Genomic DNA, 11,755 nt, shown 5'->3' with positions numbered 1-11,755 from the left:
TATATTATTTTTATGGAATATTCAAGTATTTATGTGTTTGTAACGACACCCTCCATTTTGGATTGTTCATCACATAATCTACAATTAGGGGAGTCATTTCTTCTTTCTTACTCCATTCCGGTTGCAGAAAAAGAATAGCATTGGGGTTTACTTTTTCAGCTTGTTCTTCAGCAAAAATAAAATCGTGTTTGTTGAAAATAATCACTTTTAACTCATGTGCTTTATCATAAACGGTTTTGGTTGGTAATTTATTTTTCTTTGGCGAAAGACAAATCCAATCCCAAGTTCCAGAAAGCGGATAAGCGCCTGAAGTTTCAATATGTACTTTTCGATTCTTTTCTTTTAATTTTTGTGTAAGCAAAGTCATGTCCCAAGTTAAAGGTTCGCCACCTGTAACTACAACTGTTTCTGAATATTTTGAAGCATTTTCTACAATGGTATCTACATCGGTTGGTGGATGCAGCTCTGCGTTCCAACTTTCTTTCACATCACACCAATGGCAACCCACATCACAACCGCCTATTCGGATAAAATAGGCTGCAGTTCCTGTATGATATCCTTCGCCTTGAATCGTGTAGAACTCTTCCATCAATGGCAACATTGACCCTTTTTCTACTCCAACTTGTATTTCTTTTGTTAACATGCTCAATTTTAAATAGTGCGCAAAGGTAAGGAATAACAATTTCAATTAGAATAATTCATTCCTATGATTTGCACAAAAAAACGTCTCTTCGAAAAGAGACGTTTTAAAAATAACTAGTAACTAACTCAAATTTTTAGTTGAAATCAAATCGAACACCTAAAGAAATATTGTTTTGAGCGACAGGATTGTCTTTAAAAAGCGGACTCAAATCGTATTTTAGATACAAACTTGTAGATCTATACCCAACATAGGTACTCAATCCGTAAATAAAATCGTTGGTATTGAAGCTTCCTTTGGTGACGTTTCGGGATTCGTATCCGTCAATGTCGTATTCTATCACTTGTTTGGTTTTGAAATTTAATCCTGCAAATCCACCAATTCCTAATCTCCAACTTTTGTGTGTATTGTAATAGGTCTTGTCATTTTTGATTGTTTTTCCTGAGAAATCAAATTCTAAATGCATCGGAATTACCAGGTTTACATTTCGCAAACGAGAGTCGCCCATATGAAGTGGATTTACTTCTAAATCAGTAGTAGTACCATTATCTACAAACCAGCGGTTTTCCGTAGGACGAAGGTTGTTGTACACGACTGAAAAACCGTATTTGAAGTGCAATAAATTGCTTTCCTTAGCGATACGGGTGTTATAGGTAATACCCCACTCGTAAAAATGCGAACCCCAATAACGGAAATCTGAATTGGCAACAGCCCCATCAGTTACAAGGTTATTAAGACCGGCTGCGAAAACGAATTGTGAAGTGGTGCGTTTTTCATTTCGATTTCTCCTTATGTTGTATCTGCGTTTCATCCCTTTTATGTCAATATAAGTGCTGTCGGTAACTTCATAAGTAACTTTATAGTTTTTTCCTTTAATTTCAATGCTGTCTTTACTGGAAGTAGCAGCTGCAATTTTACCATCTACTTTTAGTTGCACTACATCGTTCAGTTCATTCTGATAAACAGCAACACGAGTTTCAATATTTTTAGCACGAATTGCAGCAAGGTTATACTTTTTTTCATCAGCCTGTGCTTTAGAAATCGTTCCTTGTTCGAGCTGCACGTTGACCTCTTCTACTTCTTTCTTAAGGGCTTCTTTTTCTTTTTTGGTGGCGTTTTCAATTTTAACAGCAATTGCTTTAATTCGCACTTCAAAGGTTTCTTGGGCTTGTGTTTTAGTAAAAATTAGGCACAAGAATACTACTAGATAAATGGTTAGACTTTTCATGATTATTTGTTTATTTGATTAATGATTGGTTATTCTACATTACGATTGGCAACAGCAACTTTGACTTCCCGGAATCTTTTATTCACGGATTGCAGCATCCGTTCTCGGAAAGAAAGCTCTAATTCATCGTCTACTTGAGATAACAAATCGTTGGAATTTACTTTGACTACAATTGTATTTTGCTCGTTCTTTTGCTTTGTTTTTTGTGTGTCTACAGACGCTAACAAAGCATGTGCATCCACTTTAACTTCCGCTTTTTGATTGATGATTGATGATGAATTGTTTTTTATGTTTGTAACAACTGCAATTTGATGTGACGGTTTTTCTTTAATTAACGGAACTACTTTAGAAGTTACAACATCTTTATTTTGTTGCTTTACTGTCGCTTTTTCTGCTGTTGAAACTAGTTCAGTACTATTATTTTTAGAAGGAATTTCCAGTACGTTATCTAATGTACTTTCGGTGTTTTCCATTTTATTTTGTTCAGTAACTACTTTTTGATGTTCCGAATCAATTACTTCTTCCGTTTGACTTAAAAACACAGTTGCAATTAAAATGAATCCTAAGAAACTTGCGGCAAAATACATCCAACGGTAGTTTCTTTTAGGCTTCTCGGCAACGGTCAGCATTGCATCCAATCGGTCCCAAGAATTTTCAGATGGACTGATTTCTCTTTTGTTGAGTTTGTCTCTGAACTGATTTTCGATATTATTCGGTTCCATTGTCATAATTCTTTCTTTTGTTTATCAAATCTTGTAGCATTTTTCGGGCATGCCACAATTGCGATTTTGATGTTCCTTCATTAATCCCCAACATTTCGGCAATCTCTTTGTGCTTGTAACCTTCAATAGCATACATGTTGAAAATCATTTTGTAGCCTTCCGGCAAATTATCAATCAAACTCTGAATGTCTTCTACTGATAAATTGCTTTCGATATTATTAAATCCTTCTTCTTTATAGTATTCGTCTTCTAGAAAACTGACTTTCTTGTGTGCTCGAATAAAGGAAATACTTTCGTTGACCATAATTCTTCGAATCCATCCTTCAAAACTTCCTTTGCTTTCGAAGTTTTTAAGATTGACAAAGACTTTCATAAAAGCGGTAATCATTACATCTTCGGCCTGGTGAATGTCCTTGATGTATTGTCGGCAAACGCTTAACATCTTTGGCGAAAACTTTGAATACATCTGCTGTTGGGCATGCCGATTGTTTTCGGTAGCTAACGCGATGAGGTTTTTTTCTTCTTGATGTAAATTGATTACTTTCATTTTTTGATTTGCGATTCACGAATTAAGATTTAGGATTGTTCGAAAACGTAATTGGTAAATCTGACTTCTATTAGTATAGACGAGAAACTTTTTAAAAGGGTTGCATCGAGGGTGAAAAAAAAAATTAGATAAACTTTGATTCACTATTAAATTTCGATTCATCTAAAGCGAATTCTTCCACAAACCATTCTCTCAAAATTACTTCAACCTCGTTTTTATTAAATGTTTCTGCATCGCTTCTTGAGTGAACATAGTCTTCTCGTGAAATCTTTTTAGCCAATTGTCCGACATTATCAACAATAAATTCTTTACCAAAATAGCTGACTATTTTAAGACTTGTAAGTGATAAAACAATCCCTACAATTGCAATCTTCCAATAGAAAAACAAAAGAATTACAAATACTAAAAGCAGCAATCCAAGAGATAAAGTTAACCAATTAGGTGCTTTCAAAATTTTAAGCTTAAATCCTAAACTAACTTCTAAATCTCTTATCGCTAGACGTCTATCTTTTCTCGGAAAGATATTTATTAGAAGTGAATTTACAAAAATTGAATCAGAATCTAATTGAAGTGTTTTTGCAATAGCTTTTCGAAGTTTGTAAAATGCTTGTTGACTTGTACAATTGTCTACATTTTTTAACTGAATTTTATTTGTCACGAGGGTACAGAATTCTCCAAAATTATCAATATGAAGTAGTTCATTATTCACGAATTTAACGCCAAAAGAAGATTCCACTTTGAGAAGCAAATCATTAACATCCTCTGGGTCTACATTGCAAAGTTCAAAATCTTCCATATCTTTTGATATAAATTATTATGCAATCCGAACTTACTTCTTTCTTTCAATCACATAATTCACCATCAAAATCAAAGCGTCTTTATATTCTGAGGGTGGGAAAGATTCGAGTAAATCCAAGGCTTCTGCTTGAAATGCAATCATTTTTTCTTCGGCATACAGGAGTCCGTTGTTGTTTTTGACGAAAGCAATTACTTCTTTTACTCGCTTTTTATCTTTGTTGTGGTTCTTGATGGAGTTGATTAACCACTTCTTTTCTTGTGAAGTACAATGATTCAGGACGTGAATCAAGGGTAAGGTCATTTTTTGTTCTTTGATATCGATACCGGTGGGTTTACCGATGGCTTCGTCGGTATAATCAAATAAATCGTCTTTGATTTGGAATGCCATTCCGATGAGTTCGCCAAACTTTCGCATCTTCTCGACTTGTTCAAGGTCTTCGCTTACGGATTTTGCTCCAAGAGCACAACAAGCGGCAATAAGAGTGGCGGTTTTTTGTCGGATGATTTCGTAATAAACGTCTTCGGTGATGTCGAGGCGGCGGGCTTTTTCTATTTGTAAGAGTTCGCCTTCGCTCATTTCTCGAACGGCCACGGAGATGATTTTGAGTAAATCGAAATCGCCATTGTCTATAGAAAGTAATAATCCTTTTGAAAGTAAATAATCGCCCACTAGCACGGCAATTTTATTTTTCCAAAGAGCATTGATGGAGAAAAAACCACGTCGGCGGTTGCTGTCGTCTACCACGTCGTCGTGGACTAAGGTTGCGGTATGAATCAGTTCGATTACCGATGCTCCTCGATAAGTTCGTTCGTTTACCGTTCCGCCAGAAATCATTTTGGCAGTTAGGAAAACAAACATCGGTCGCATTTGTTTTCCTTTTCGGTTGACGATGTAGTAGGTAATTCGGTTGAGCAAAGCCACTTTGGAAGTCATGGATTCGTGAAACTTTGTTTCAAAAAGTTCCATTTCAGAAAAGATAGGCTGCTTAATTTGCTCGGTAATTTTCATTGAGGCAAATTTAAGCTTTTCTGTGGGAATTGAATGATAATCTAACTTTAAAAAAAAGATAAAAAGAAGCCTTAAGATTGTCTGATAGCCCCGATTGTAGTGGAAATCCTTTTGTATTTATAGCCCATGGTTTGAACCATGGGCTATAAATACAAAAGATTGTAGCGGAAAGCGGGAATATGGTTTCTGAAAAAGCCCAAGCCTTTTGCTCCTAAAAAGACTACGCTTCTTTATTGGCCAATTGACCACAAGCCGCATCGATGTCTTTTCCTCGGCTACGGCGTACTTTTACTACGATTCCTGCAGCTTCAAGGGCTTTGATGTAGGCATTGGTGGCTTCTTCTGAGGCTTGCTGGAACTCGCCGTCGTCGATGGGGTTGTACTCGATAAGGTTGACTTTGCACGGTACGTATTTGCAAAATTTAACCAATGCATCTACGGATTCTTTGTTGTCGTTGATGTCTTTCCAAACCACATATTCGTAGGAGATTTTGCTTTTGGTTTTTCGGTACCAATATTCTAGAGATTCGCGTAAATCAGCGAGTGGAAATGCTTTGCTGAAAGGCATGATTCGGGCGCGAATTTCGTCGATTGCGGAGTGAAGTGATACGGCGAGTTTGAATTTTACCTCATCGTCTGCCAACTTCTTAATCATCTTTGGGACACCGGAAGTGGATACCATGATTCGCTTTGGCGACATGCCTAAACCTTCTTCGGAAGTAATCATCTCGATGGCTTTGATGACGTTATTGTAGTTCATCAAAGGTTCGCCCATGCCCATGAAAACGATGTTAGACAAGGGGTGGTTGTGGTACAGGCGGCTTTCGCGGTCGATGGCTACAACTTGGTCGTATATCTCATCGGCACCCAAGTTTCGCATGCGTTTGAGGCGGGCGGTTGCACAAAAGTTGCAATCTAGACTGCAACCTACTTGGCTGGAAACACAAGCGGTGGTTCTGGTATTGGTGGGGATTAAAACGGATTCTACTACTAAGCCGTCGTGGAGTCGGACGGCGTTTTTTACGGTTCCGTCTTCACTTCTTTGTATCGTATCGACGTTGATGTGGTTGATTACAAAGTTGTTTTCGAGCATTTCGCGCGTACTTTTGGCAAGGTTGGTCATGTCGGTGAATTTGTGGGCGCTTTTGCTCCACAACCATTCGTAAACTTGGTTACCACGGAACGCTTTATCGCCGTTTTCGACGAAAAAGGTTCGTAATTGCTCTTTGCTTAATGCTCGTATGTCTCTTTTTTCCTCTTGCATGCTGCAAATTTAAGGACTAAGAATTGATTTATAACTTTAATGTATTGAATTTAAGGGAAATTTTACCAAGCACTTGCTTTCTTAGGCGTTTCTACTATCGTTGAACGGGTTCTTTTGGGTATTTTTATTAAAAACAAAAAGCCATTAAGACTTTACATCCTAATGGCTTTTGCTATTTTATTATGAGTGGATTACACTGCTCGAACTACAAAGTAATTTTTCTTTCCGCGTTGCAGTAATACAAACTTACCTCCTACTAAATCGTCTGCTTTTAATACAAATTCTTCCGTCACTTTCTCTTTGTTGACCGAGATGGAGTTCTCTTTCAAAGCTCTTCGGGCTTCGCCGTTTGAGGCTAAGAAAGAAGTTTTATCATTTAATAAAGTAACGATGTCAATTCCTTCATTAATATCCGTTAACGACACTTCGGCTTGCGGAATTCCTTCGAATATCTCGGCAAGTTGGTTTTCGTTTAGCGTTTTTAGGTCGGTCATGTCTTTACTGAAGAAGGCGCCTGATGCGAAAATGGCTCCGTCGAGGTCTTCTTTTGAGTGTACTAACAAGGTTAGTTCTTCGGCTAAGCGTTTTTGTAAAACTCTTAAGTGAGGTGCTTGGGTATGTTCGGCAATGATTGCGTCAATTGTTTCTTTGTCTAGAAATGTAAAGATTTTTATGTACTTCTCTGCATCTACATCTGAGGTGTTGAGCCAGAATTGGTAAAATTTGTACGGAGAGGTTTTATCGGCGGTAAGCCATACGTTTCCGCCTTCGGATTTTCCGAATTTAGTACCGTCTGCTTTGGTGATTAGGGGGCAGGTCATGGCAAAAGCCTTGGCTCTTTCGTCGCTGTCTACGTTCATGCGTCGTACGAGTTCAGTACCTGTGGTGATGTTACCCCATTGGTCGCTTCCGCCCATTTGGAGTTTGCAATTGTATTCCTTATTGAGGTGGTAAAAGTCGTATCCTTGGATTAATTGGTAGGTGAATTCGGTAAAGCTCATGCCTTCGCCTCCATCTCCTGAGAAACGTTTCTTTACGGAGTCCTTTGACATCATATAGTTGACGGTAATGCGTTTACCTACGTCACGAGCGAAGTTGATGAAGGAGAAATCCTTCATCCAGTCGTAGTTGTTTACTAGTATGGGTGCGTTTTCGTCTTTGGCATCGAAGTCTAGAAAGTTAGAAAGGAGTGCTTTTATTCCGGCTACGTTTTTATCAAGTGTTGCTTCGTCGAGGAGGTTTCTTTCGTCTGATTTTCCTGACGGGTCGCCTATCATTCCTGTGGCTCCGCCTACTAGGGCGATGGGTCTGTGGCCAAAGTTGCGCAAATGTTTGAGGATAATTATGGGTACGAGGCTCCCGATGTGGAGTGAATCGGCGGTGGGGTCAAAACCTATATAGACGGTAGTAGCTTCCTTTAATAGTTGTTCTTCTGTTCCGGGAATGATGTCCTGCACGAGGCCTCTCCACTGTAATTCTTCTACTAGGTTTTTCATTGTTCTGGTATTATTTTTGGCAAATATAAGCATTCATGGGGCAATATTGAAATGATTTGTGGGGTGTTTTTGGTGGTTTTGGGTTGTGCCGACCATAGTTGGCGTTGCGCCATACCTAGTTGGGAATGTGCCGACCATAGTTGGCGATGTGCCGAGCATAGTTGACGATGTGCCGACCATAGTTGGCAATGTGCCGACCATAGTTGACGATGTGCCGACCATAGTTGGGAATGTGCCGGGCATAGTTGACGATGTGCCGAGCATAGTTGGCGTTGCGCCATGGTTAGTTGGGGATGTGCTTGGTTTGGGGGAATTGTTGATAAAATGGTTTTTGGGGGTGTTGGTTATTTAGGAGAATGGGGTATATTTGAAAAAAAGTTGTATAAACTTGCGTATATACATTAGTTACCCAACATATAAAAAAACATTGAGAACTAAAATAATAAACCTTTATTACCGAACAATTTACGAGCTAAAAAGCTGGAATTGGAATATGATATTATTGGGTATTATTTCAATTCAACTCGCTATTTTATTATTTGTCACATTAAGCACTAGAACTACCGAACCAGAATTTAATAAAAATAGTCTTGAATTGATTTTAACCATTAATGGACTTTTTTCAGCAATTTTAGTAACGTATTTTTTCAACCGAATTTCTTGGATTTTAAGTATTAATAAAGAAACACACGAAGAGGCTGTGGCTTTCTCTCAAAAAATAACTGAATTCAGAAGAATTTTAAAAAAGCTAACTGAATTTTACGGAGTTTGGGAAGATGATAATGCAACAAAAAGTCTTCTAAATCAGAAAGATTATAAACACATTGACTATTATGATTTAAAAATGTTATCAATAAGTGACTATGAACCGGAAGACAAAGAATTAATTGAAAAACTACAGAAGGACAAAAGATATAAAGAAAGCCAAACAGGTTTATATTTAGGAATGATTAGTTTAGTTAATGACAGAAAAAGTGACAATATAATGCCTGATGACGAACTATATAAAGACTATCAAATAAAAGGCAGATATAACTTTGAACACGTGCAAAAATGGGTGGAAGTTGACTATGCAAGTAGACTTGGTTATGCTTTTCAAAAAGATTATCAATTTATACATTACAATAGATTAAGTAAGAAATCACAAAAATATATTTTGGATGCTTGTATTAGAATAAACCCAAAATACGCAGAGTATGAACTGGACAATAAACTAATGAATGAAATATGTGATGATATGAACGAGCATTATTTCAAAGAACTTTATCAACTCTTATTAGATTTAAGAAAAGGGCTTTCTGGAATAAATTTAATAATTTTTATTATTCTTATTTCAAGTCTAGTTTTTGGTGTACTAATTCCATTTTTCACGTATTTTATGGTTCAAGATTTTGGATTAAAACAATCACTAACAAAGCTTCTTATTGGAATAAATTTTGGCTTGTTATTTTTCTTTGTGACAAACCTTTATGGAATAATCAAGAAAGAAATAATTTGGAAATAAATACGTTGGGTAACACCGTGTATAATTAATTGCTTTGGTCGTTGCCTATTTGGAAAATTCCTTCGGAATTTTCTCTGGTTCGTATTTGTTTACTAATTTAGTTGCTTAACCACGCAACTAACCATACACAACAACGTTAGCAGAAATTATTAAACACGATATGAACTTCAATCAAATACCCAGAACAGATAAATGGAATGAGTTATGGTCAGCATTTTTAACCATACAGCCAAGAAAAGAAATTTTTGAGCAAAGTGCAGCGGAACATATTCAGTTTCATTTTGACTTAAATACGGATTGGTCTCCAATGAGAAATTTCTTTTTTGAAAGATTATCAGCAGCAGAATTTCATTGGTTTTTCGTTCAAGGAGTTGACTGTATGTTTAACGAATTTTATATTCCAGCTGTTTCGTCATTTCTAAATGGTGTCGAAGCAAGTTTGAGAATTACAATCGCACAAATTCAAAACCCTGAAAATGACATTGTAGAATTAACACCATATAAGGTTTTAAGTAATAATTTAATATCTGATGCTAGAGATTTAGGATTACCAATAGAAGCGCTTGCATTTCCGAACGAAAAGGATTTTATTGAAAAACTTGAAAGCATAAAGCCTAACATAAAAATGGTTGAAATTGTAAGGCATAGGAATAACATTTGTCATGGAAATATACTAGAATTCATAAATGCAGAATTGGGAAAAGAGAATTCATTCTTTACTCCAGTTTCTCTAAGAATTCTTTGTTTCGAGTTATTAAGCGTTTCTGGCAAATGGGCAGAACAACTTGGTAAATTCAGAAGGGAAAATAAAATTTCACATTATGACAAGTAAAACTTCTGCTAACCGCCGGTAATCGCAATTGCTGATTTTCAGGTTACAGAACGTTTAGTATTCACGAAGAAACATTATCTTGGCAGAAAGAACTCAGCCCGCTTTGATCGGCAACTTCGGTTAGCGACCAAATGTTGGCAATCATTATAAAATTTGGATTTATGAAGAAAAAAATTCCTTTAGAATTATTAGAAATGCTTGAACCTTTTGTAAATAAAAACGGTAGAATATTTGAAGCGATAAATCCTGATAATTTTCTTTTAAAATTTATTGACAAAGATGATAAGTCTGAATTCTATTTCAATGTTGAAGAATATAAAATGGATCAAAACTTCTTACTTTTAGTTGACTATAAACCAAAAAATAAACAGTCAACAATAAATAGAAGAACTTGGATTAAATCTGCTACGCTGGAAACAATCTTTGCAAACTGGCTAGAATTACTTGATGGTTATGAAAAAGTTAAAACTGTTTTTGACGATCCAATTTTAGAAGCATTTTCCAATGAATATTTTACTGATTTTGAAATTATTGAAGAAGATGCTGATATAAATCCATTTTCAATAAATCAAATAATATTGCTTGATGGGCATCTAGATAACATTCAAAAGAAAATAGGCAAGTTTATTACTGAAGAAAATAAATCCGAAATAGAGCAGATTAAAGTTGATGTTCAAGATTTGAGAAATAATTTAACCAAAAAACCCAAAACTTGGGTCATTAAAAAATTGTCAAATATTTGGGCGCAAATAACAAAGCAAGGTCCTCAATTACTAAAAGAGTTTCTAAGTGAAACAAAGAAATTTGTGATAAAAGAGGGAGTCAAATTCATCATGGAAAAAGGTGCTGATATAATTGGTTAAAATTAATAACGATTTCTAAAAGTTGTCTGCATCAATGGCTAAGGCTTGGAACTTATCAGTGTTCGCTTGGTGAGAGAATCCAATCATTAGGAATGGTGCCAGGTATTTTAAATTTCCGGTATATTTACTTACAATAGTGTCAAAATCGCCACTGAGTGCAAGTCACAGAACGTTTGACAATCTTATCCATTAACAAAACACAGATAAAAATCAAACCATTTCAAGAGGATTAACACTCCTCTTTTTTTGTGGGTACAAGCGAGACGATTGCACTAGCGGCGATTATTTTTTTGGTTTCATTTTTTTTTATCATCGTATATTTATTTTAATTATTTTTACAAGACATTAGTTTTTAATTATTTAATTGGGGCTTGAGACTTATTATTATAACCTTTAAATGGAACGTGTATGAAAATTAAAATTGTAAAAATTAAGGTGGAAGATGCGGGTCAGGAATTTGATAGCAGTGCATTTATTTCGGGTAAGCATACTGTAGTTAGTACGCATGCGGAACTGAAGGAGGAGGATGATGGGTTGTATTGGCATGCTTTTTTTACTTTTCATGATTTTGAAATAGTAACTGCTGCAACTCGGAAAAAAGAGGAAAAAGAGCTTTATAGAGCGTTTCATCAAGAGGTTTTGGAGTTCTTGAAAACGCATCCTACGGCAACTTCAAAGGCGAAAAATATTGTTATGGACAATTTTGATAACCTGACAAGTATTCGCGGTATGAATGATTTTATGAAGTTGCGCAATATGGGGAAGTCTACCTTGACGTCAAATAGTTTATTTTTTGAGGAACTATTAGAGAAAATTTATAGCTATTCATTTAATTATTAGTTGGGATTGATT

12 protein-coding genes are annotated in these 11,755 nt (G+C 36.0%); 4 read left to right on the top strand and 8 right to left on the bottom strand.

The genetic code is table 11. The features are described 5' to 3' along the window. Positions 1-10: 10 nt before the first annotated feature. The 8 genes from ACQ5J2_RS06655 to tyrS all read right to left on the bottom strand — a co-directional run bounded on the left by ACQ5J2_RS06655 (position 11) and on the right by tyrS (position 7,704). Positions 11-643, bottom strand: coding sequence for a 7-carboxy-7-deazaguanine synthase QueE (locus tag ACQ5J2_RS06655; protein ID WP_432672951.1), 633 nt, complete (start codon positions 641-643; stop codon positions 11-13). 133 nt (positions 644-776) lie between these two features. Next, on the bottom strand, positions 777-1,868 hold the full coding sequence (locus ACQ5J2_RS06650; RefSeq protein WP_432672950.1) for a hypothetical protein: 1,092 nt from the start codon (positions 1,866-1,868) through the stop codon (positions 777-779). Positions 1,869-1,897: 29 nt separating this feature from the next. Continuing rightward, complete coding sequence (locus tag ACQ5J2_RS06645; protein ID WP_432672949.1) at positions 1,898-2,590, bottom strand: hypothetical protein; 693 nt, start codon at positions 2,588-2,590, stop codon at positions 1,898-1,900. Next, positions 2,577-3,137 carry an RNA polymerase sigma factor gene (locus ACQ5J2_RS06640; RefSeq protein ID WP_432672948.1) on the bottom strand — a complete coding sequence of 187 codons (561 nt, stop codon included), beginning with the start codon at positions 3,135-3,137 and terminating at the stop codon, positions 2,577-2,579. The genes ACQ5J2_RS06645 and ACQ5J2_RS06640 overlap by 14 nt, the downstream gene beginning before the upstream one ends. 124 nt (positions 3,138-3,261) lie before the next feature. After that, positions 3,262-3,933, bottom strand: coding sequence for a hypothetical protein (locus ACQ5J2_RS06635; protein ID WP_432672947.1), 672 nt, complete (start codon positions 3,931-3,933; stop codon positions 3,262-3,264). A gap of 33 nt (positions 3,934-3,966) precedes the next feature. Beyond that, positions 3,967-4,944 (bottom strand): polyprenyl synthetase family protein, encoded by a 978-nt coding sequence (locus ACQ5J2_RS06630; protein WP_432672946.1) that lies wholly within the window; start codon positions 4,942-4,944, stop codon positions 3,967-3,969. A gap of 220 nt (positions 4,945-5,164) precedes the next feature. Further along, a complete protein-coding gene (gene rlmN / locus ACQ5J2_RS06625) occupies positions 5,165-6,208 on the bottom strand; it encodes a 23S rRNA (adenine(2503)-C(2))-methyltransferase RlmN (RefSeq protein WP_432672945.1) in 1,044 nt (347 codons plus the stop codon). Between the two features lie 191 nt (positions 6,209-6,399). Next, positions 6,400-7,704, bottom strand: a complete 1,305-nt coding sequence (gene tyrS, locus ACQ5J2_RS06620) for a tyrosine--tRNA ligase (protein ID WP_432672944.1) — start codon at positions 7,702-7,704, stop codon at positions 6,400-6,402. 493 nt (positions 7,705-8,197) lie between these two features. On the opposite strand from tyrS, the gene ACQ5J2_RS06615 reads away from it, so the two are divergent. The 4 genes from ACQ5J2_RS06615 (at position 8,198) to ACQ5J2_RS06600 (ending at position 11,743) form a co-directional block, all read left to right on the top strand. After that, positions 8,198-9,208 (top strand): hypothetical protein, encoded by a 1,011-nt coding sequence (locus tag ACQ5J2_RS06615; protein ID WP_432672943.1) that lies wholly within the window; start codon positions 8,198-8,200, stop codon positions 9,206-9,208. Positions 9,209-9,368: 160 nt separating this feature from the next. After that, positions 9,369-10,040: a hypothetical protein gene (locus tag ACQ5J2_RS06610; protein WP_432672942.1), complete on the top strand. Its 672-nt coding sequence runs from the start codon at positions 9,369-9,371 to the stop codon at positions 10,038-10,040. Positions 10,041-10,201: 161 nt separating this feature from the next. Continuing rightward, positions 10,202-10,903 carry a hypothetical protein gene (locus ACQ5J2_RS06605; RefSeq protein ID WP_432672941.1) on the top strand — a complete coding sequence of 234 codons (702 nt, stop codon included), beginning with the start codon at positions 10,202-10,204 and terminating at the stop codon, positions 10,901-10,903. Positions 10,904-11,311: 408 nt separating this feature from the next. Further along, positions 11,312-11,743 carry a hypothetical protein gene (locus tag ACQ5J2_RS06600; protein ID WP_432672940.1) on the top strand — a complete coding sequence of 144 codons (432 nt, stop codon included), beginning with the start codon at positions 11,312-11,314 and terminating at the stop codon, positions 11,741-11,743. The last annotated feature ends 12 nt before the right edge of the window (positions 11,744-11,755 follow it).

It is taken from the genome of Flavobacterium sp. SM2513 (assembly GCF_050908145.1).
In the GTDB taxonomy this organism is placed as follows: Bacteria; Bacteroidota; Bacteroidia; order Flavobacteriales; family Flavobacteriaceae; genus Flavobacterium.
This window is presented reverse-complemented; position numbering and strand designations above follow the sequence as displayed.